19 protein-coding genes are annotated in these 20,602 nt (G+C 73.6%); 10 read left to right on the forward strand and 9 right to left on the reverse strand.

Annotated elements, in window-relative coordinates:
• The first annotated feature begins 181 nt into the window (after positions 1-181).
• The gene (locus tag ACZ4XJ_RS11845) at positions 182-2,920 is read left to right on the forward strand and encodes an NACHT domain-containing protein (protein WP_468496058.1); all 2,739 of its coding nucleotides are present in this window, start codon (positions 182-184) and stop codon (positions 2,918-2,920) included.
• Between the two features lie 90 nt (positions 2,921-3,010).
• Here ACZ4XJ_RS11845 and ACZ4XJ_RS11850 read toward each other — a convergent pair whose 3' ends face one another.
• The 5 genes from ACZ4XJ_RS11850 to ACZ4XJ_RS11870 all read right to left on the reverse strand — a co-directional run bounded on the left by ACZ4XJ_RS11850 (position 3,011) and on the right by ACZ4XJ_RS11870 (position 10,128).
• The gene (locus ACZ4XJ_RS11850) at positions 3,011-3,217 is read right to left on the reverse strand and encodes a cold shock domain-containing protein (RefSeq protein ID WP_362876507.1); all 207 of its coding nucleotides are present in this window, start codon (positions 3,215-3,217) and stop codon (positions 3,011-3,013) included.
• Between the two features lie 199 nt (positions 3,218-3,416).
• On the reverse strand, positions 3,417-4,925 hold the full coding sequence (locus ACZ4XJ_RS11855) for a DUF4246 domain-containing protein (protein WP_468496059.1): 1,509 nt from the start codon (positions 4,923-4,925) through the stop codon (positions 3,417-3,419).
• 189 nt (positions 4,926-5,114) lie between these two features.
• Positions 5,115-5,525: an FKBP-type peptidyl-prolyl cis-trans isomerase gene (locus ACZ4XJ_RS11860; protein WP_362876509.1), complete on the reverse strand. Its 411-nt coding sequence runs from the start codon at positions 5,523-5,525 to the stop codon at positions 5,115-5,117.
• A gap of 203 nt (positions 5,526-5,728) precedes the next feature.
• A complete protein-coding gene (locus ACZ4XJ_RS11865; RefSeq protein ID WP_468496060.1) occupies positions 5,729-7,012 on the reverse strand; it encodes an SWIM zinc finger family protein in 1,284 nt (427 codons plus the stop codon).
• Positions 7,009-10,128, reverse strand: coding sequence for a DEAD/DEAH box helicase (locus tag ACZ4XJ_RS11870; RefSeq protein ID WP_468496061.1), 3,120 nt, complete (start codon positions 10,126-10,128; stop codon positions 7,009-7,011). The genes ACZ4XJ_RS11865 and ACZ4XJ_RS11870 overlap by 4 nt, the downstream gene beginning before the upstream one ends.
• A gap of 88 nt (positions 10,129-10,216) precedes the next feature.
• Between ACZ4XJ_RS11870 and ACZ4XJ_RS11875 the strand changes: the two genes are divergently transcribed.
• Positions 10,217-10,396 (forward strand): hypothetical protein, encoded by a 180-nt coding sequence (locus ACZ4XJ_RS11875; protein ID WP_383989495.1) that lies wholly within the window; start codon positions 10,217-10,219, stop codon positions 10,394-10,396.
• Between the two features lie 29 nt (positions 10,397-10,425).
• The gene (locus ACZ4XJ_RS11880) at positions 10,426-10,971 is read left to right on the forward strand and encodes an MOSC domain-containing protein (RefSeq protein ID WP_468496062.1); all 546 of its coding nucleotides are present in this window, start codon (positions 10,426-10,428) and stop codon (positions 10,969-10,971) included.
• A 209-nt stretch (positions 10,972-11,180) separates the two neighbouring features.
• Here the strand turns inward: ACZ4XJ_RS11880 and ACZ4XJ_RS11885 are convergent, their stop codons facing one another.
• On the reverse strand, positions 11,181-11,960 hold the full coding sequence (locus ACZ4XJ_RS11885) for a hypothetical protein (RefSeq protein WP_468496063.1): 780 nt from the start codon (positions 11,958-11,960) through the stop codon (positions 11,181-11,183).
• A gap of 189 nt (positions 11,961-12,149) precedes the next feature.
• On the reverse strand, positions 12,150-12,749 hold the full coding sequence (locus tag ACZ4XJ_RS11890; protein WP_468496064.1) for a class I SAM-dependent methyltransferase: 600 nt from the start codon (positions 12,747-12,749) through the stop codon (positions 12,150-12,152).
• Positions 12,750-13,037: 288 nt separating this feature from the next.
• On the opposite strand from ACZ4XJ_RS11890, the gene ACZ4XJ_RS11895 reads away from it, so the two are divergent.
• From ACZ4XJ_RS11895 to ACZ4XJ_RS11915, 5 genes are all read left to right on the forward strand, one after another.
• Entirely contained in the window at positions 13,038-13,817 is a 780-nt protein-coding gene (locus tag ACZ4XJ_RS11895) for an MHYT domain-containing protein (RefSeq protein WP_468496065.1), read from the forward strand.
• 63 nt (positions 13,818-13,880) lie between these two features.
• The gene (locus tag ACZ4XJ_RS11900) at positions 13,881-16,595 is read left to right on the forward strand and encodes a sensor histidine kinase (protein ID WP_468496066.1); all 2,715 of its coding nucleotides are present in this window, start codon (positions 13,881-13,883) and stop codon (positions 16,593-16,595) included.
• Positions 16,595-17,038, forward strand: coding sequence for a roadblock/LC7 domain-containing protein (locus tag ACZ4XJ_RS11905; RefSeq protein WP_468496067.1), 444 nt, complete (start codon positions 16,595-16,597; stop codon positions 17,036-17,038). The genes ACZ4XJ_RS11900 and ACZ4XJ_RS11905 overlap by 1 nt, the downstream gene beginning before the upstream one ends.
• Entirely contained in the window at positions 17,035-17,436 is a 402-nt protein-coding gene (locus tag ACZ4XJ_RS11910; protein ID WP_362876519.1) for a DUF742 domain-containing protein, read from the forward strand. Before ACZ4XJ_RS11905 ends, ACZ4XJ_RS11910 begins: the two co-directional genes overlap by 4 nt.
• Complete coding sequence (locus ACZ4XJ_RS11915) at positions 17,436-18,065, forward strand: GTP-binding protein (RefSeq protein ID WP_468496068.1); 630 nt, start codon at positions 17,436-17,438, stop codon at positions 18,063-18,065. The genes ACZ4XJ_RS11910 and ACZ4XJ_RS11915 overlap by 1 nt, the downstream gene beginning before the upstream one ends.
• 44 nt (positions 18,066-18,109) lie before the next feature.
• Here ACZ4XJ_RS11915 and ACZ4XJ_RS11920 read toward each other — a convergent pair whose 3' ends face one another.
• Positions 18,110-18,547, reverse strand: a complete 438-nt coding sequence (locus ACZ4XJ_RS11920; protein ID WP_468496069.1) for a PPOX class F420-dependent oxidoreductase — start codon at positions 18,545-18,547, stop codon at positions 18,110-18,112.
• Between the two features lie 106 nt (positions 18,548-18,653).
• Between ACZ4XJ_RS11920 and ACZ4XJ_RS11925 the strand changes: the two genes are divergently transcribed.
• Positions 18,654-19,052, forward strand: coding sequence for a roadblock/LC7 domain-containing protein (locus tag ACZ4XJ_RS11925; RefSeq protein ID WP_281209658.1), 399 nt, complete (start codon positions 18,654-18,656; stop codon positions 19,050-19,052).
• Positions 19,053-19,465: 413 nt separating this feature from the next.
• Entirely contained in the window at positions 19,466-20,185 is a 720-nt protein-coding gene (locus tag ACZ4XJ_RS11930; protein WP_468496070.1) for a DUF6397 family protein, read from the forward strand.
• On the opposite strand, the gene ACZ4XJ_RS11935 is transcribed toward ACZ4XJ_RS11930, so the two are convergent.
• Positions 20,149-20,547 (reverse strand): YchJ family protein, encoded by a 399-nt coding sequence (locus ACZ4XJ_RS11935; RefSeq protein ID WP_362876522.1) that lies wholly within the window; start codon positions 20,545-20,547, stop codon positions 20,149-20,151. The two genes, ACZ4XJ_RS11930 and ACZ4XJ_RS11935, sit on opposite strands and share 37 nt — an antisense overlap.
• Positions 20,548-20,602 lie beyond the last annotated feature (55 nt).

The raw sequence follows: 20,602 nt of genomic DNA on the forward strand, positions 1-20,602 counted from the left end.
GCTGCGGGACCGGCCGGCCGGGCCCCGGCGCCGACTGCGGCGTACGGGGCCGGCAGCACCGACGAGTACGGTTCTACGCCCGCCGCACCCCGTCCGACCAGGGACGTTGCACAGCCGTGAACGAGTGAACGCCGGTGAACGGCCCGCGAACGAGGGAACGGCCCGCGAACGAGGAGAACGGATGACATCGTCTGCCGGGTTTCGGCCCCGCGGCCCCCAGCGTCCGGATCCGGCAGCGGCTCCACCGGAGTTGCGGCCGTGGGCGACGCTCATGGGCCGGGTCCACGACGAGCTGTACGAGGGGCTCGACCCGGCCGACCGGCCCACCGTGACGGCGCTCGCCGACGCGGCCCACCTCAGCCGGTCGTACGTCTCGGAGGCCTTCTCGGGCAAGCGCCGACCGCAGCTGGTCCCGTTCCTCTCCATGGTCACGGCGCTGCGCGGGGACCCGGCCGCGTGGGAACCCCGTTGGCACCGGGCCGCGGACGAGCAGGAGGCGGTCGCCACCGGGGAGCCGCCGGAGCCGGTTCCTCCGCTGCCCGGCGTCGACGCCGCGCCCACGGACGAGCCCGCGGGCCCGCGCCGGCACCAGGGCGGGGGCGCGGAGGGGGACCCCGTACGGCAGACGCCGCTCCCGGAGATCGACGCGGCGGGGCCCGCACGCCTGCGGGACGTCGACGCGGGCCTGCGCCGTTACCCGGTGCGCCGGTTCGTGCGGGCCCTCCTCGCCTGGGTCGTCCTCGCGTTCACCTGGCCCCGCCGGGTCCGGCGGGACAGCGCCGCGATGCGCCTGCGCCACCGACTGGTCAAGCAGGTCCGGGACCGTACCGCCGTCGAGTGGGGACGCGCCGAGGACCACCTGTACCTCCAGCCGAGATTCACGATCCTCACCGCGGGCCGGGACGCCGGGCACGCCCGCGGCCGCAGGGGGAGGAGGGCCCGTCGGGCCGAGCCGGTGGCGGCTCCGACCCCGGTCACGAACATCCGCACGCTCTTCGAGGACACGGACGACCTGGTGCTGCTCGGCCGTCCCGGCATGGGGAAGACCACGCAACTGGCCCGGCTCGCCCACCGACTTGCCGTCGAGGCGCTGGACGGGCCCGCAGACGCGGAGCCCCTCCACGTCCCCGTCTACCTGCGGCTGGACACGTACCGCGGCGAACCCTTCGAGGAATGGCTGGTCACCGCGATGGGACGGCAGTACACGGGGATTTCCGGGGTCCTGGTGCGGACCTGGCTCAGCGAGCACCGGCTGCTTCCCGTGCTGGACGGTCTGGACGAGGTCCCGGAGGCGGACCGTTCCGCGTGCGTCGCGGAGCTGCGGCGCCTGCGCCGGGTCTGCCCCGGCATGGCCGTGGGCTGTCGTACGGACGAGGCCGATCTGCGCCGCCTCGCCTTCGACCTGAGGGCCCTGCGCTACGTGGAGATCCAGCCGCCGAGCCGGCAGGACGTGCAGGAGTTCCTCACCGCCGACCGGCACGCCCTCGCGGACGTCCACGTCGCCCTGGAGGAGGACCCCGACCTCTGGGAGCTGCTCCGGTCCCCGATGATGCTCGCCTTCATCCGCGTCACGTACCGCAACCGATCTGCCGACGACCTACGCCGCCCGGGCGGCCCGGTCGAGCGCCGCGGCCGGATCTTCGACGCGTACCTGCGCGAGTGCCTGCTGCGCGAACGCCCCGGCCCGGACGAGTCCCCGGAGCGGACGCTGACCTGGCTCACCTGGCTCGCACGCACCCTCACCGAGCGGCAGGAGCACGTGCTCTACCTGGACCGGCTCGACCTCGGCTGGTTGCCCCGCGCCGAGCAGCTGCTTCCGAGGATCGTTCCGAACCTGGTCATGTCGCTGTGCGCGCTGGGACTGCCCGTCCTGTGGGTGGCCGCGGCGGTGCACGCCGGCGTGCTGGAGGCGAGCGTCACCGGCGCCGCGATCCTGGCCGGCGTCATGGCCACCACGTGCGCGGTGACGTCCTACCACTCGGAGACCCGCTTCCTCAGGACCGAGGAAGCCGAGCGGCGGAGCAGCGCCGCCGCGGCCGACGAGAGGCCTGGCCGCGACGGAGGCAGGAAGCGCCCTCCCCACCGGGGAGCCGTACTCGGGCCCGTCGCCGCCACCGGCCCACTGATGTTCTTCATGGTGGTCGTCATGGTCAACGTGGCGCACGTCGATCTGACGGCTCCGGGACCGCTGGTGGTGGCGCTCGCGTACTCCTGGGTCGCGGCCACCCAGATGGAAGGCTCCTTCACGGACGTCTTCCAGCCGGTGGAGCAGATGCGCTGGACCTGGCGGCTTCGTGAACGGAGCCCCTACTCGAAGACCAAGTTCCACCTCGTGCGCGGCGCGTTCAGCTTGATCGTGTGGGTCACGATCGAGGCGCTGCTCGGCTACGTCGTCCACCTGCTGTGCCCCGACCCCTGGTGGATCGGCCCGGCCGCGGCCGCTCTGCTCGGCCTCGTCCACATCGTCGGCAACCAGTTCGAGCCCTCGCTCCAGGACCGCAGACCCCGCCCGAACGAGGGGATGCGCCGCACGGTCCGCTTCTCCGTCGGCCACGGCTTCGCGGGTCTGGCCGTGGCCGTCATGGCTCTGATGACGTTGATCGGCCTGGCCACGCCGGACCACGACCTGCGACGGGCCGGATTCGTCGCCGCCCTGCTGGGCGTCCTGTTCGCGGTGGTGCGGGGATTTCGCTTCGGTGGCTTGGCCGTCCTGCGGCACTGGACGATCCGCGCGACCCTCGCCCGGCGGGGCCGCACCCCGTACCGCTACCGACGGTTCCTGCAGGGTGCGGAGGGACGGGTGCTGCTCTTCCGTACGGACAGTGGGTTCTTCTTCCCGCACCGCCTGCTCCAACTGCACCTGAACACGGGCGCCGACGCATTGCAGGCCCGCGTCACCCGCGTGGTTCGTGACGGGTGACGGGTGACGGGTGACGGGTGACGGGGGCGAGGCGCCGCGCCGCGCCCCACAGAGTCATGCGGAGTCATGCGTCGCACGGCGCGCCTCGACTCAAGGGCGTACGCGACGTGCCACGAACCGTCCCTCGCCGAGCTCGATGCTGAAGGACACCTGCTGGTCCACCGACAGGCTGCGGCAGTCACCCTCGATGTCGTCGCGGTACACGCGCACGGGTGCCTCGCGTCCCACGGGGACGATCCAACCCGTGCCGGTGGACCTGTCGTACCACTCGACGAAGCCGATGCACCGTTCGTCCATGGCGGCGATCCCTCCACCCTGCGGTGAGTCCGGTCCTGGCCGGCCAGCCGATCTCCACTATGGGGCGGGCGGTGCGAAGGCGCATCCCGGCTCTTCGCGTCGAGCGGGTCGAGCGAGCCGAGCCGAAGCCGCCTGACGGGCATAACCCCAGTTCAGGCGCCTCCGGCCAGGTGACTGGAGGGGGTGGGGCCGCTCGGGGTCAGTGCTCGCAGAGCGAGAATTCCCGCTCGTAGAGCTGTTCGTTGTGTTCGGCGACGAAGAACTTGCGTTCCCGCATCAGTTCATCGCGGTAGTCCTGTGCCTGTTCGAGCGTCATGGTCGAGGTGTCGGACCAGGGCTGTTGCGGTGGCACATCACCGGTCGAGGTGATCCTTTCCGACGGGTCGACCAGGAAGAACGCGAGGATCTTCCGGTGTCCCGGGCGGGTGGCGTCCGTCAGACGGAACGGGCTGACGCGGTGCTGCAGGACGTTCGGGAACGCCAGGACGCGGCCGGCGGGAGTCTCCGCCGATCCCAACAGCTGGTTCAGCGCGTCCTCGTCCTCCAGGCCGTAGACCTCGCGCAGACCGTTGTCGTCGTTCTGCTCGTAGTCCGGGTCGTCGAGCGCCGCCCGGAAACTCAGCCGGCTTTCGGTGATGTTCTCGCTGTCCCAGTAGTAGATGCCGGTCGAGACGATCCGCTCGTTCAGCATCCCCTCGACGTGCCAGGACCCGCCCGGATACTCGGGCTTCTCCGGGGTGAGGTGAAGGGTGGCGAGCTTGACGATGACCTGCAGACGTCGGCCGCGCAGGTCGACCCGGGCGGATGCGTCGGGCAGCTCGGGCGGGGTGAAGACCGGGGCGTCCGGGACAACGGGGAGGCGGTTCTCCCACCAGTCGTCCTGGGCCTGTTCCCACGTACCGAGGGCTTCCGCGAAGGCCTCGTCGTCGCTGTAGGAGGCCTTGTCCGGACGGACCGGCTCCGAGTCGTACCACCCGTAGGGATCGGCCTCGATCCGCAGGGGCCGCGGGTGACGCAGATCGGTGAGCACATTTTCCAGGAGCGGGCGCATCCGCGCCAACAAGTCCGGTAGCACGGCCGCCAGTTCGTGATGCTTCACGGGGTGGACGTTGTTGACGTACGAACGGAAGGAGACGTCGCCGTCGTCACTGACGTCGACCTCCGTGGGCAGCCACTGGAACCTCTCCGAGAACTCGTACTTCGCATAGCGGTTCGTCGGGTTCTGCCAAGCCTGCTCGGGCGCGCCGCTCACCTCTCGCACCAGGCAGAACAGTGAGGGATGGACCAGGTCCAGTACCTGGTGGTCGGATCCGGGATGCCAGTCCTTCTCCGCTTCCGGGACCTGCTCCAGAACCCGCACCGCCTCACGCAGCCGGCTGTGAAGTTCCTCGTCGATCAGGCCGTCCGACTGCCACACCCCGTCGACGGCGGACACCTCGATGCCGGTGCGCGCGTCCCGCAGTGCGGCGTAGTGCGCGAGTTCGGCCAGTACGTAGCGGACCTGCGCTTCGGTGAGGCCCTGGTCGAGTGCTTCGCGCGTCCATCTGGCGACGATGTCGGCATCGTTCATCTTGTCGAACCACCCCGCCTTCGCCCGAATGTGTGAGCTGCACCGCATCATCTCCACTTCCCGCAGCGTCCGGGGTGGGGCGAACGCTATGGATCGGGAGGTGTGGAAGGGCAGCGGGAAGGCAGACAGGCCGGTCAATGCTATCGGTCCTTCGAGTCGGTGTGCGGTGGCCGGAAGGATACGTCAGCGCACTGACACCGCGGCCGCCTGCCGGACCGGAGCGCGCCGTACTCGACAGCGCCCCGACGGGCCCCGACGGACAGGGGCCGGGGCTCGGCACACGGCCGGCCGAGGGGTCCCGCAGCCGGCCGGCTATGCCGTCGCCGATCACCGGGTGGTGGTGCTCCACCCGGCCGTGCGGGAGTACGAGTCGAGCAGGTCCACCACGAAGACCAGGGTCGAGCCCGCCGGAATCAAGGACGAGGGCGACTGGTTGCCGTAACCGAGACGCGGCGGAACGATGATCTCGCGCCGACCGCCGACCCTCATCCCCCGCACCCCCCGGTCCCAGCCCTTGATGACCTTGCCGCTGCCCAGGGTGAACTTGTACGGCTCCCCCCGGTCCCAGGAGGCGTCGAACTCCTTCCCGGACGCGAAGGTCACCCCGACGTAGTGGACCTTGACCGCCATGCCCGACTTCACTTCGGCCCCGTCCCCGACGACCAGGTCCCGGATGGTCAGCTCGGTAGGAGCGTCCCCCTCCGGTACGTCGACCTCGGGCTTCGTCAGTTCGCTCATGGCACCCTCACCGCTGTCCGTCGAAAGCTTCCGCACGGCAGCGGATGGACGCGCCACCGAGAATGCCGAGCCCCGGCGCACACCACATCCAGCGGCCGGGGAGGATGATTTTTTCACACGGCCGCCGCACGCGCAGCGCTCGGGGAGGAGGCTAGGAGCGGGCAGGTAAACCCTCCCGCGGCCCCCTCCGGAGACCGCCGCGCTCAGGCCGGGCCGTCGGACGCGTCGGACTCCGCTTCCAGGCGGGCCAGCGCCGACGCCGGATCCGGGGCGGCCGGGCCGGCGAGGCTCCAGCGGACCCCTTCGCGGCGCAGCGGCCACCAGCGGCCGTCCCGACCCAGGCGCAGCTGGTGTCGGGCGCCCGGTGCCGTCCAGCGGGCGCGCACCCGGCGCAGCTCCGGAGCGTCCTCGTACGGCCAGGCCGCCGCCAGGGCGGAGCGGGCCCGGGCCAGGGCCGCCCGATCCGGCGACCAGTCGTCCTCCAACGCCGCGAGGCCCGGCGCCCCGCCGAAGCCCCAGGCCCGTACGGCCAGGTCCATGGCCGGCCCGTCGCGGCCGGAAGCCGCCGCCAAGCGGTAACGGAGCCGGAAGTGGCGGGCCTCGGCGGTGAGTCGTACGGCGTCCTCCGCGGCCGTCGGCGGCACCGGCGGCGCCTGCTCGACGCCGTCCGCGGCCAGCGCCCGCGCCAGCAGCCGGTACGCCTCGGACGCGGCCGCCTGCGCGAGGAACTCCACGGCGTCCACGTCCAGCCCCTCCGGCTGCGCCTCGGTGTCCAGCGTCGGCGGCTGCCCCGGAGCCGATGGCAGCCGCGGCGGCGCGGGCAGCGGGCGCGGCAGTGCCCGGGCCGCGAACACCTCTGCCGCCGGGACGGCGGCGATACCGGGCGGGGCCTCCGGTTCCGGTTCCGTTCCGGCGGCGCTGCGGTCCTCCAGCTGGATCAGCAGGTCCCGTTCCGGGCGCCCGCGCAACAGCAGCAACAGGAACGGGTCCTGGTCCAGCAGCCGCGCCATCCGGTAGCAGAGCGCCGCCGTGTGCGGGCAGTGGTCCCATTCGCCGCAGTCGCAGCGCGGGTCGACTTCACCGATGCCGGGCAGCAGGTCCACCCCGGCCGCCGCCGCGTCCTCGGCCAGCTCCGGCGGCACCTCGCGGTCCAACAGGGCGGCGATGTGACCCGACTCCGACACCGCCAGCTCCAGCAGCCGGTCCCATTCCGCTCCGGTGAACTCCTGGACCAGTACGTCCGTCCGGTGCGCCGTCCCGTCCGGGTCGCGCACCACCGCCGTCAGTCCGCCCGGACGCACCGACACGGCGCCGACCGCGCCGGTGCGCGCGTACCGGCGGCCCTGGCGGACCTGCTCCCCGTCGAGCGCGCCGTCCTCCAGGGACCGCAGCCAGGCGTGGCCCCACCAAGTGGTGGCGAAGGTCCGGCCGTTGTGCGGCGGCAGGGCCGGGAAGGTTTTCTCGTACGGGTCGTGCGCGCTGCTCATCGGTCGCTCCCCGGAGCCGGGCGCAGGGCCACCAGTTCGGCCAGTTCGGCGTCGGTCAGTTCGGTCAGGGCGGATTCGCCGGAGCCGAGGACGGCGTCGGCGAGGGCTCGTTTGGCTTCGAGGAGTTCGGCGATGCGGTCCTCGACGGTGCCCTCGGCGATGATCCGGTGCACCTGGACGGGTTGGGTCTGGCCGATGCGGTAGGCGCGGTCGGTGGCCTGTTCCTCGACGGCCGGGTTCCACCAGCGGTCGAAGTGCACGACGTGCCCGGCGCGGGCCAGGTTCAGGCCGGTACCGGCCGCCTTCAGCGACAGCAGGAAGACGGGTACCTCACCGGACTGGAACCGGTCGACGAGTTCCTCGCGGCGCGGGACGGGCGTCCCGCCGTGCAGGCACTGGTGGGAGACGCCGCGCGACGCCAGGTGCCGCTCCAGGATCCGGGCCATGGCCACGTACTGGGTGAACACCAGCACCGAAGCGCCCTCGGCGAGGATCGTGTCGAGGAGTTCGTCGAGCAGTTCCAGCTTCCCGGAGCGGGCGCCGTCCTGCGGGCCGGCCGGGCCGGGAGCGGGCTCCTTCAGGTACTGCGCGGGGTGGTTGCAGATCTGCTTGAGGGAGGTCAGCAGCTTGACGACCAGTCCGCGGCGTTCCATCCCGTCGGCGGCGGCGATCGCGGCGAGGGTCTCGCGCACGACCGCCTCGTACAGTCCGGCCTGTTCGCGGGTGAGGGACACCGGGTGGTCGGTCTCGGTCTTCGGCGGCAGCTCGGGCGCGATGCCGGGGTCGGACTTCTTGCGCCGCAGGAGGAACGGCCGCACCAGCGCGGCCAACCGGGCCGCGGCCCCCGGGTCGCGGCCGCTCTCGACGGGCTCGGCCCAGCGGGTGCGGAAGGTGCCGAGCCGGCCGAGGAGGCCGGGGGTGGTCCAGTCGAGCAGGGCCCACAGCTCGGACAGGTCGTTCTCCACCGGGGTGCCGGTGAGGGCGACGCGGGCCGGGGCGGGGATGGTGCGCAGCGCCTTGGCGGTCGAGGAGCGGGGGTTCTTGACGTGCTGGGCCTCGTCGGCGACGACCATGCCCCAGGGCCGGGCGGCGAGTTCGGCCGCGTCCAGGCGCATGGTGGCGTACGTGGTGAGGACGAAGCCGCCGTCGACGCCGTCGAGGGTGCGGCCGCCACCGTGGAAGCGGCGTACGGGCGTGCCCGGCGCGAACCGCTCGATCTCGCGCTGCCAGTTGCCGAGGAGGGAGGCCGGGCAGACGACGAGGGTGGGCTCGGGGTGGTCCCGGTGCAGGTGCAGGGCGATGAGGGTGACCGTTTTGCCGAGGCCCATGTCGTCGGCGAGGCAGGCGCCGAGACCGAGCGAGGTCATCAGGTCCAGCCAGGCCAGCCCGCGCAGTTGGTAGTCCCGCAAGGTCGCCTTGAGCCCCTTCGGCGCAGGGGGGAGGGCGGCCCGCGCGGGATCGGCGGTGAGGCGCGACCGCAGGTCGGCGAGGGCTCCGGCGGCCGTCACCTCGACGCGTTGGCCGTCGATCTCCGTCGATCCGGTGAGTACGGCGGCCAGCGCGTCGGCGGCGGAGACCGTGACGGGCCGTTCGACGCGGGCGCGGGCGCGGCGCACCGCGGCCGGGTCGACGAGGACCCACTGGTCGCGCAGCCGGACCAGGGGGCGGTTCGCCTCGGCCAGTCGGTCGAGTTCGGCCGGGGTCAGGTCCGGGGTCCGGCCATCGAGGGAGTACCGCCAGTCGAAGGAGAGCGGGGCGCCGGCGGAGAGCGGACCCGCGGGCGCGGAGCCGGCGGCGTGGACGGTGTGGACGGCGGGGGAGTCGATGACGGCGCGCGAGGTGAGGGTACGGGCGAGGCCGGGAGGCCACCGCACCTGGACTCCGTCGGCCGCGAGCGCCTCGGCGGCGCCGCCGAGCAACTCGGCGACGTCCTCGTCGGCGAGGTCGACCGCGTCCGGTACCTCGGCCCCGAGCAGCGGGGTCAGCGCCGGCCACAGCCGGGCCGCGCGGCGCAGTGCGCGCAGGGCGTCGAGCCGGGCACGGGGCGGGAAGGCGGCCGGGGCGGGGCCGGCCGCACCCCCCGAGGCGGCCCAGACGTCGACGGCGTCGGCGGCGAGGCCGGCGTCGGCGAGGCTGTGCAGCCGGAGCACGGCGCGCAGGGCGGGCGGGGCGTCGGGGGCGCGGGTGGCGGCGGCGCCGCGATGGCCGTCGGCGCCGGCGCCCGGGGCGTCCGCGCTCGCGCCGCCGGCCTGCGGGCCGTTGCCGTCCGGGGCGCGGAACTCGACGCGCAGGGAGATCCGTACGCCCGCGTCGTGACCCGCGGCGACCTCGTCGGCCCACGCGCGCAGGGCGTGCAGCGGTCGGACGGGCCCGGAGGGCGCCGCGAAGGCGGGGCCGCCCGCGGCGGCGGCCGCGGCGGGGGAACGGGGCAGGGTGTCGGCGACCGCGTCGAGAAAGGCCCGCAGCAGCGGTTCGGGGGCGGGCAGCAGGGGCGGCCCCTCAGCCTCCAGGGGGACGCAGTGGGCCTCGGGCGGCATGGCGGCCGCCAGCTCGCGCACCGCTTCGAGGTCGGCGGGCTCCAGCGGGCCGGTCCGCCAGGCGTCGTGACCGGCGGGGCTCAGCCCGGGCAGCAACAGCCCGCGGGCGGCGAACCCGAGGGCGAGCAACGTCGCCGCCCCCCAGAACGCCGCCGGGGCGCTCGCCCCGGGGGCGGTCCGGACCCGGGTGAGCAGCGGCAGGGCGGCGCCGACGGGCAGCACGAGGGCCGGGACGGTGGTCGGCCGCAGTGCCGGGGTGATCACGGTGAGTTCCTCGACGACACCGCCCAGGGGCCCGGGGCCCGCAAGGAGGGCCCCGGCAGCGGTCACGGCTCGCGCGGGGGATCCCGTACCGGGGGCCTCGTCCGCGGTGGGCGGGGCGCTCTCGGGGTCGGCCGGCCAGAAGGCGACGCGGCCGTCGCGCGGCGGGTCGGCGGGCAGGAAGACGGCGGAGCAGCGGATGAGGCCGGAGATCTCGGAGAGCACGCATTCCTCAAACTTGACTACTGGGTACGGGGCGGCCGAGAGTACCTCATGCGCGGGCCCCGGGGACGGCCGCGACGCGGCGACCCGGGTCATGCCGGAACCACGGTACTGCGCGGGGGAACGCACGGTCGGGGCGGAGCGTTGAGAGGGCAGTAGCCGACGCAGGAGGAGGTGTCCGCAGATGTCGAGGAGCGGAAAGGTCGCGGTGGCCGCAGTCGCGGCAGCGATCGTGTTGTTCTGGGTGTTCGGTGTCTGGGGTCTCGTGGCCCTGGTCGCGGTACCGGCCGTCGCGTACCTCCTGTTGGACCCCTCCCAGCGTCGTCGACTGCGGGGCACATCCAGGAAGCAGCTCGGCCGCTGAGAGCGGCAAGGGCAAGGGGGACGCACTTCATGAACACGGCACGGGTTTCGGCGGTCAGCAGCAACGGCGTGTACTCGTTCACCAAGCCGAACCGGGAGAGCATCACCCTGCTCGCCGGTCTCGGCGTGGAGGAGGACGTGCACGCCGGCGTCACGGTCAAGCACCGCTCGCGGGTGGCGCAGGACCCGACGCAGCCGAACCTCCGACAGGTGCACCTGATCCACCGCGAGCTGCTCGACGAGGTCGCCGACCGGGGATTCGACGTCGCGCCGGGCGAGCTCGGGGAGAACGTGACCACGGAGGGCATCGACCTGCTCGCGCTCCCGACCGGAACGCTGCTGGGACTCGGCGCGGAAGCGGTCGTGGAGGTGACGGGTCTGCGCAACCCGTGCCTGCAGATCGACAACTTCCGCAGGGGACTGCTCAAGCAGGTCGTCGGCCGGGACGAGGCGGGTCGGCTGGTCCGCAAGGCGGGAATCATGGGCGTGGTCCACCGGGGCGGCACGATCCACCCCGGCGACGCGATCACGGTCACCCTGCCGGCGCTCCCGCACGTCCCGCTCGAACGGGTCTGACCCGCTCGGCGCCCGCCCCGGCCCCGCGCCGGGTCGGGCAGGGTCGGTAGGAGTCCTTCTCGCGGGCCGTGGCCCACCGCGGTTGGCGGGTTTTGGTGCACGGATCGAACCCGACGAACTCGACGACCCCGCCGACCGGAACCAATGCGCCCTGCTCCACCCGTTCTCCTGCCGTTCCCGGCCGTTCCGTCATGGTTCCCCCCTCCTGCTCAGGCGGGTCGCACGGCCATCCGGTCCAGGGCCGCCAGCAGCTCCCGCAGGTCGAAATCCCCCTCGCGGGGGACGGCCAGCACCTCGCCCGGCTCGTCATCGAGCAGGACGAACGCCGAGTCGTCGGTCCGCGCCACCAGCGACCAGCCGGGGCCGTCCGCCCGTACGGTCCGCGCGCCCTCGCCCGCGAAGGACGAGCGCACCCGGCCCGCGGGCGGCGCCACACGGGTGTACTCCGTCGCCTCCCGCAGGGCCCGCGCCAGCCCGGGGTGCGCGGCGGCCGCCGCGCCGCCGTCCGTCGCCACGCGCTCGCGCCAGTCCGCCCACTCACGGGCGATCTGGTCGGCGCCCATCCGCCGCTGCACCGGCCCCCAGACGTCCGCCGAAGGCGGGGTCAACGGCACCCGACCGGTGCCGTCCGCACCCTGGTCCGGATCGTGCGGTTCCGCGACGCCCGGCGCGGACACCGTCAGTTCCAGCGGCCAGCCCGCCAGCGAGACCACGATGGTCCGCTCGTCGGGCGACAGGTCGTACTCCATGCCGCAGTCCCAGGAGGCGATGGCGGCGGCCACGAGCGAGACGTCGTCCACGACGACCGTCCAGCGCGCCCCCTCCTCGTCCTGCCCGAGCACCAGCCCGTACCCGTCCGGGTCCGGGCGGACGCCCAGCAGGGCGCAGGCCTGCGGAAAGTCGTCGCCCAGGACGGCAGGGAACTGCGTGGGGGTCAGCAGCACGGCGGTCAGCACGTACAGCGAGCCCCCGTCCTCCTCGTCGGACACGTGGCCTCCCGATCGCTCTCTCGTCGGCGCACCTTAACCAGCGGGTAACACACACGTCGAGAGCAGGAGGAGGCCGATTTCCCAGCCCCCACCTGTACGTACGGTCGGACACCCGCCACGGAACGGGATATCGGCGCGGCGATCCGACCGGCCGGGGGAGACCCTCCGGCCCGAGCGGGCCCCCGGGGTTCAGCCGCGGCGATCGGCCAGGACCAGGAAACGGTGGTCCTCGTCGGCGTAGCGGGCCATCTCCCAGCCCGAGCGGGACAGCAACGCGCCGAGGTTGTGCTCGGCCCGCAGGTCGTCGGGGGTGAGCTCCCGGCCGTGGCGTGCGGCGAGCGCGGCGCGGCCGATCGGATGGAAGAGCGCGAGCCGGCCGCCGGGGCGGACCACGCGGGCCAGCTCGCGCAGGTTGGCCTCCGGATCGGGCAGGTGGGCGATCAGGCCGGCCGCGAACACCGCGTCCAAGGCGCCGTCGCGCAGCGGCAATCGGGCCACGTCGGCCCGCAGGAGCGTGCCGTCGGCCCCGCGCCCGGCCTCCCGCGCGGCGGCCAGCATCTCCTCGGTGAGATCGACGCCGACCACCGTCCCGGCGGCTCCGACGGCCCCGCGCAACGGGGGCAGAGCCCGGCCGGTCCCGCAGCCCGCGTCGAGCACCCGGTCCCCGGGGCGCAGCCCGCACTCGGCGATGGCCTCCGCGAAGGCGGGTCCGTCCTCGGGGAACTTCCGGTCCCAGGCGCCGGCGCGCGGCCCGAAGAACTCCTGCACGTGCGTGTGGTCTCGGCTCATGAGCCCATGATCCCGCACGGCGGTGTGCTCACGAGGTCCCGGCCGGCGCCCTCGGGCCTCTCCGATGTCCGTGGCGCATGCCGTGCCGGCGCTGCGTGCGCAGGATGGCGCAATGCCGTGCCGGCGCTGCGTGCGCAAGATGGCGCAATGCCATGCCTTCGCTGCGTGCGCAAGGTGGCACGTGGTGTGATCGCAGATGAACGTAGCTCTGTCATATTCCAGCAGTTCCAGCGGCTTTCGAAATGCTCCCCGTGTTCGTGCCCTCACCCGGACTAGCGTCCCGTGGCCATGGGACACCTGGACCACGCCGCCTATGGCTGGCTGACACCCGCACTGTCGTACGTGATGGCATCGATCGGCGCCGCTCTCGGGCTGCGCTGCACCGTCCGTGCGCTCGCCGCGACGGGCGCCTCCCGCCGCAACTGGCTGCTCACCGCCGCCTCGGCCATTGGCACCGGCATCTGGACGATGCACTTCGTCGCGATGCTCGGCTTCCACGTCACCGGCACCGAGATCCGCTACCACGTCCCGCTGACCATCCTCAGCCTCCTCGTCGCCGTACTCGTCGTCGGCGCCGGCGTCTTCGCCGTCGGCTACGGCAGGAACCGGGGCCGGGCCCTCGTCCTCGGCGGCCTGACCACCGGGCTCGGCGTCGCGAGCATGCACTACCTCGGAATGGCGGCGCTGCGCCTGCACGGACAGGTCACCTACCGGCCGGTCACCGTCGGGCTCTCCGTCGCCATCGCCGTGATCGCCGCCACCGCCGCGCTCTGGGCGGCCCTCAACATCAAATCGCCGGTCGCCGTGGCCGGGGCCTCGCTGGTCATGGGCGCCGCCGTCAGCAGCATGCACTACACCGGGATGGCCGCCGTCGCCGTCCGCGTCACCCCCTCGGCCGTGGCGCTCCACGGCGCCACGGCCATGCAGTTCATCTTCCCCCTCGCGGTTGGCCTCGGCTCCTACCTCTTCATCACCGCCGCCTTCGTCGCGCTCTCCCCGACCGCCGACGAACGCGCCGCCTCGGCCTCCGCCCGCACCCTCGGTGAGGCCGCGCTCCCCGCCCGCTGAACCACGCCGCCCCCCGCCCAGCCCCCCACGACCTTCGTACGCACCGCCCGGATCGAGGAGCCCATGCGCACACCCCGCAGCAGACCGGAAGCAGCGTCCGAGCGGTCGCCCGCGCCCCCCGCGCGCGGCCGCCGGGCGCACGCGGGGCCACCGGCCGAGGAGTCCGAGGAGGAGCGGGCCGCCGGCCCCGGCGCGGGCCCGACCGGAGGCGGGACGCGGCCCCGGATCCGGCTGCGGCCCGCCACCGTCCGGGCGAAGATCGTCTCCCTGCTGATGGTCCCGGTGGTCTCGCTGCTCGCCCTCTGGGCCTTCGCCACGGTGAGCACCGCCCAGGACGTCGCCGCGATCAGCAGGCTCCGCCAGGTCGACGCCGAGATACGCACCCCCGTCGCCGCCGCCCTCGCCGAGCTCCAGGCCGAACGCCGGGCGGCCGTCCGCTTCCTCGCCGACCCCGCCGCCGACCGGGGAGCCGCCCTGGCCCAGCAGGTCCGGCGCACCGACGACGCCGTACGGAGCCTGCGCCTCGGCGACCGCCACACCGTCGCCGACTCCGGGGACTACGGCGCAGACGTCGTCACCCGGCTCGGGGACTTCGTCACCGCCGCCGAGGGCCTCGGATCCGTCCGCAAGGACATCACCGACCGCCGCGCGACCCCGGAGGCGGCCTACGCGACGTACACGCGCCTGACCGATTCCGCCCTCGCCGTCGAAGGGACCCTCTCCGGCGGGCGGAACCCCGAACTCGGCTCCGACGCCCGCGTCCTGCTGGAGTTCGCCCGGGCCGCGGAGCTACTGGCCCGCGAGGACGCCCTGCTCGCCCTGCCCGGCCCGCGGAGCGCCGAAACGCTTCGCCGGCTGGCCGGCACCGTCGAGTCCCGGCGCGCGCTGACCGAGGCCGCAGCCGGGGACCTGCCCGCCGCCGGGAGGCAGGCCTGGGAAGCCGCCGCCAGGAGCGGCGCGTACGCCGACCTCACCGGGGCCGAGGACCGGGTACTGGCGCCGGCCGCCCCGGCGGCGACCGGCAACGGCAACGCCAACGGCAGCGCCAACGCGGCGGTGCGCGAGGCGGCGGGCGTCCCCGCCGGATGGGAGGCGGCGTACACGGGGATCAGCAGCTCCATGAAGGAGATCCGCGAAGCCGCCCACGCCGAAGCCGCGGACCGGGCGGATCCGTTCACCGAAGGGGCGTTGAGCCCCGCCGGCGCCGCCGTGCTGCTCGGCCTGGCCGCCGTCGCCGCCTCCCTCGTCATCTCCGTCCGCATCGGCCGGGCCCTCGTCGTGGAACTGGTCTCGCTGCGCAACACCGCCCTGTACATCGCACACCGCGAACTGCCGGACGCCATGGACCGGTTGCGTGCCGGTCAGACCATCGACGTGGACGCCGAGACCCCGCCCGGACGGTCCGCCGACGACGAGATCACCCAGGTCGGGGAGGCGCTGTCCACCGTCCACCGGGCCGCCCTGAGCGCCGCGGTCGAACGCGCCGAACTCGCCGGCGGGGTCAGCGGGGTGTTCGTCAACCTCGCCCGCCGCAGCCAGGTCCTCGTCCACAAGCAGCTCACCCTCCTCGACTCGATGGAGCGCCGAGCGGACGATCCGGGCGAACTCGGCGACCTCTTCCGCCTCGATCACCTCACCACGCGGATGCGTCGGCACGCCGAGAGCCTGATCATCCTCTCGGGCGCCGCCCCCGGGCGCGCGTGGCGGATGCCGGTCCCGCTGACGAACGTGGTTCGCGCGGCCGTCTCCGAGATCGAGGACTACCAGCGCGTCGAGGTGCGCGGGCTCGCCGAGGCCGCCGTCTCCGGCGGCGCGGTCGCCGACCTCACCCACCTGCTCGCCGAACTGATCGAGAACGCGACGCAGTTCTCGCCCCCGCACACCAAGGTCCGGGTCAGCGGCGAGCCCGTCGGCACCGGATACGTCCTGGAGGTCGAGGACCGCGGCCTCGGCATGGGCCGCGAGGTGCTGGCGGCGGCGAACCGACGGATCGAGCACTCCGAGGACCTCGACCTGTTCGACAGCGACCGCCTCGGGCTCTTCGTGGTCAGTCGCCTCTCCACCCGCCACGCGATCCAGGTCCACCTGCGCACCTCCCCCTACGGGGGCACCACCGCGGTGGTCCTGCTGCCCAATTCCCTGCTCCAAGGCGCGATCGCCGCACCGCCCGCCGGCGCGGAAGCACCCCGTGAACCGGCCGAGTCGCCGGCGGGAGCCGCCCGGGTGCCGTCACGGACACCGGCCGTGAGCGTCGTACGGGAACCCGTGCGCGGCCTGCCCGCCCCGACCCGGGAACGGGCCACCGCCCCGGCCTCCGGTTCCGGGGCCCTGCGGCAACGGCCCGCCCCGGTGGCCTCGCTGCGGCCGCGCGGCCCCGGGGGCGCGGCCACCCGTACCGACCCGGCACCGGCAGCCGCGCCTTCCGGATCGGCGCCGGGTCCGGACGCCGCTCCCGTACCGGGGTCCGCCGCCTCCGGGGTCCGGGCGTCCGGTTCCGGTTCGGGGTCCGCGTCGGCATTCGGGTCCCCGTCCCCGTCCCCGTCCCCGCCAGTGCCCGTTGCTTCGGTGACCGAGCTGCCCCGCCGGGTCCGTCAGGCCAGCCTGGTTCCGCAGTTGCGCGAGGCCCCCGAACCGAAGGTGCCGGGTTCGGTGCGGACCGAGGAGCCGCCCGGGCGCAGCCCCGAAGAGGCCCGGAACCGGATGGCCGCCTACCGGGACGGCTGGGCGCGCGGCACCCGGGAGAACTCCCCCCACGCACGCAGCGAAGGAGAAGTGTGATGAGCGAACACCACGGGATCGACCTCGACGGCGTCCGCCGGTCCGGCGAACTGGACTGGCTGCTCGACGACCTGGTGACGCGGGTCCGAGAGGTGCGGCACGCGGTGGTCCTGTCCAACGACGGGCTGGCGGTGGGCTCGTCCAGTGCGCTCGGCCGGGAGGACGCCGAGCATTTGGCGGCCGTCGCCTCCGGGTTCCACAGCCTCGCCAAGGGCGCGGGACGGCACTTCCACGCCGGGGGCGTACGGCAGACGATGGTGGAGATGGACGAGGGCTTCCTCTTCGTCGCGGCGGCCGGTGACGGTTCCTGCCTGGCCGTCCTCAGCGCGGCGGGCGCCGACATCGGTCTGGTCGCCTACGAGATGGCCCGGCTGGTCAAGCGGGTCGGCGAACACCTCTACACACCGGCCCGGTTCGCGGCGCAACCGCCGTCCGCAGGGTGACGGCGACGGCCCGGCACGTGGACGGTCGCTGGTACGACGCCGAGGCGGGGCCCCTCGTACGCCCCTACGCCATGACGGGCGGGCGCACCAAGCCCGGCCCGCACGGGGTCCGCTTCGACCTGATCGCGCTGGTCGTGGTGGACCCGGACGCCTCCGGGGACGCGGACGAGGCGTTGCTCGGTCCGGAACACCGGGCCCTGCTCGGGTCGTGCCGCTCCGAGACCCAGTCGGTGGCGGAACTCGCCGCGGACGCGGATCTTCCGGTGGGCGTCGTGCGGGTGCTGCTGGGGGACCTGTTGGAGGCGGGGCACGTCAAGGTGAGCCGGCCGGTGCCGCCCGCGCAACTGCCGGACGAGCGGATTCTGCGTGAAGTCATCGAGGGATTGCGAGCGCTGTGATGGGACTGCACGACGACGGGCCCGCGCGGGCCGTGGGTTCGGGGACGGACGGGGACCTGGCCGCGCTCGCGCTGAAGATCCTGGTGGCCGGCGGCTTCGGGGTGGGCAAGACCACCCTCGTGGGCGCCGTCAGCGAGATCCGGCCGCTGCGGACCGAGGAACTGCTGAGCGAGGCGGGCGAACTGGTCGACGACACCGGCGGGGTGGACCAGAAGACCACGACGACCGTGGCGATGGACTTCGGCCGGATCACCATCAGGTCGGGGCTGTCGCTGTACCTGTTCGGCACGCCGGGCCAGGACCGCTTCTGGTTCCTGTGGGACGAGTTGTCGCAAGGGGCGTTGGGGGCGGTCGTACTGGCCGACACCCGCCGGTTGGAGGACTGCTTCCCGGCGGTCGACTACTTCGAGCACCGGCGGATCCCGTTCGTCGTTGCCGTCAACTGCTTCTCGAACGCCCGGCGTTTCGGGGCGAACGAGGTGGCGCGGGCACTGGACCTGGATCAGGGCACGCCGGTGGTGCTGTGCGACGCCCGGGACAAGGACTCGGGCAAGGAAGTGCTGATCAGGCTGGTCGAGTACGCCGGGCGGATGCACACCGCCCGGCTGCTCGACTCGGTGGGGCCTTAGGTCGGCCCCGCGGACCGGCGCGACGGACCGGCCCTGCTGGAGGGTCAGTCCGCGACACCGGCCGTCGCGATCACCTTGTCGATGGAGACACGGACGAGGAGTTCACCGGGCACGGCGTTGCGCCGGCCGAAGGCCTCGGCGCGTTCCTCGCCCATGTACCGCGCGGCGATCCGGGTGGCCCAGTGGAGGGTCTCCTGCGGGGCGTCGGCGTAGTCGGCGATCGTGGCGCGGCCCTGGAGGACCGCGTAGGCGAAGGGCGGTCGGTCGTCGTCCACACAGAGGGAGAGGCGACCGTCACGGGCCAGATTCCGCCCCTTGACGGTGTCCTTACCGGTGTTGAACAGGAAGGAATCGCCGTCGAGTACGAACCAGATGGGAGCGATGTGCGGGCTTCCGTCCTCGCGGACGGTCGCCAGCTTTCCGGTGCGGGTGCCGTGGGAGACGAACGCCCGCCATTCCTCTTGAGTCATCTTCTGTGCCATGGGCCCATCCTCCTTGCCGGAAAGCCCCTGGTGGGGAAGGCTGGCGGAACGACTACGCGGGGTGGGGCGCGGCCATGTCGGCCGCGTTGACGGGGAGGGGCTGGAAATGGCACTGGACAAGCAACTGGACTGGTTGCTGGATGATTTGACGCGCAGGGTTCAGCAGGTCCGGCACGCGGTGGTGTTGTCGAACGACGGCCTGGTGACGGCGGCCACGGCGGGACTGGCGAGGGAGGACGCGGAGCACCTGGCGGCCGTGGCGGCCGGCCTGCAGAGCCTCGCGAAGGGCTCCGGACGGCACTTCCGGGCGGGTGAGGTGCGTCAGACGATGGTGGAGTACGACGAGGGGTTCCTCTTCGTCGTGGCGGCGGGCTCGGGCAGTTGCCTGTGCGCGCTCAGTGCCGCTGAGGCGGACATCGTCCAGGTCGCGTACGAGATGACGCTGCTGGTCAACCGGGTGGGTGAGCACTTGGGCGTCGCGGAGCGACGGATCACCGGAGGCTGAGGGGCGGGGGTCGGGGGTCGGGGGTCGGGGGTCGGGGGTCGGTCCGGGTTATCCACAGGGCCGGCGGGCTTTCGTCGCGTTGGGTTACGGTCTTCACACAGAGTGATCGCCACTCGTGGGGGAGGGCCGTGATGAAGACAGTGTTGAACACCGTGGTGATGAGTGCTGCGGCGAATGCCGTGACGACGACCGCGATGGACACCCTGACGCCAGTGCAAGCACCAGCACCAGCACCAGCGCAGGCGGAAGCGGTAGCGAACACGAACGCGGACGCGGTATCGGCCACCGAGGCGTGCGTGCGACCGGCGGCGGCCGCGACGGCCGCGCGGGTCGTGTTCGTGGAGGCGGACCCTCGGGGGGAACCGAGGCCGGACGCCTTGCTCGGTGGGGTCCGGGCGGCGGGGGAACTGGGATTGGGACGGGCGGAGTTCGCGCGCGCCGTGCAACTGGGGCTGGTACGGGCCGGCCCGCGGGCGGTGGGCGGCGCGGCCCGCTTCACCCGGGCGGAACTGGACCGGGTCAAGGCGGCCGAGGGCTTCCCGGACGCGTTGCGCGCCCGGGTCGAGACGGTGGCAGGGGCCGATGCCGGAGCGAGGTTGCTGGGGATCGGGCCGAGCCGCTTCACCCGTCTCGCGCGCTGCGGACACCTCACCCCGGTCGGGTACCGGGTCAACCGCTACCGCGTCGTCGTATGGCTCTATCTGGGCGCGGAACTGAGGGAGTTCGCCGCCGAGCGGCCGGGGGTGCTGCGCGGGGCCGCGTCCGAGGCGGACCGGGAGCTGATCGGCGCCCGGGCGGACCTGCGGCCCGTCCGATGGCGCGACCGGCACGTGGGCCTGCTGCTGAGACGGACCTCCGATCCGTGGGAGCGGGCGGCCGTGCTGGCCTCCGTCCTCCCCGAGGAGCAGGTCCGGAGCGCGGTACCTGATCCGGCCGAGCGGATCGTGCTGGCCGCGCTCGCCCCGCCCCCGCCCTACGGCCACCCGCAGGTGCCGGCGGCCGCGGCGGTGGCACGGCGGCTCCTGCGGGCGCAGCCACCCGACGAGATCGAGCGGTACCGCGTCGGCCTGGACCTCGCTCTGGTCAGTGCCCGAGGTCAGTCGAACGTGACGGGCGACAGGGGGCCGACGTAGACCCAGGCGCCGTCCTCGCGGGAGAAGGCGCTGTGCTCGTGCAGGGAGCCCGTATGACCGCCTTCGCGGTAGTGCGCGCGGAACTCCACGGAGCCCTCCGTCTCGAACATGCCGCCCCGCGCGGTGGCGAGGATCTCCAGGCGCTCCCACCGCTGTTCGGGATCCAGGTCGAGCCGGCGCGGGCGGGTCGAGGAGTGCCAGGAGCGCATCAGGTAGGCGGTGTCGCCGAGCGCGAAGGCGCTGAAGCGCGAACGCATCAACAGCTCGGCGGTGGGCGCCTGGCCGCCCGCGAGGAAGCGACCGCAGCACGCCGGATAGGCGGTGGGCAGCCCGCAAGGACAGGGGAGGGCCGGGGTGGGCATGGGTGTGCTCGGTTCTTCCGGTGAGGAGGGCGGACGGCGGCCACCGCGGCGGACG

The organism is Streptomyces sp. NPDC029836 (assembly GCF_055574495.1).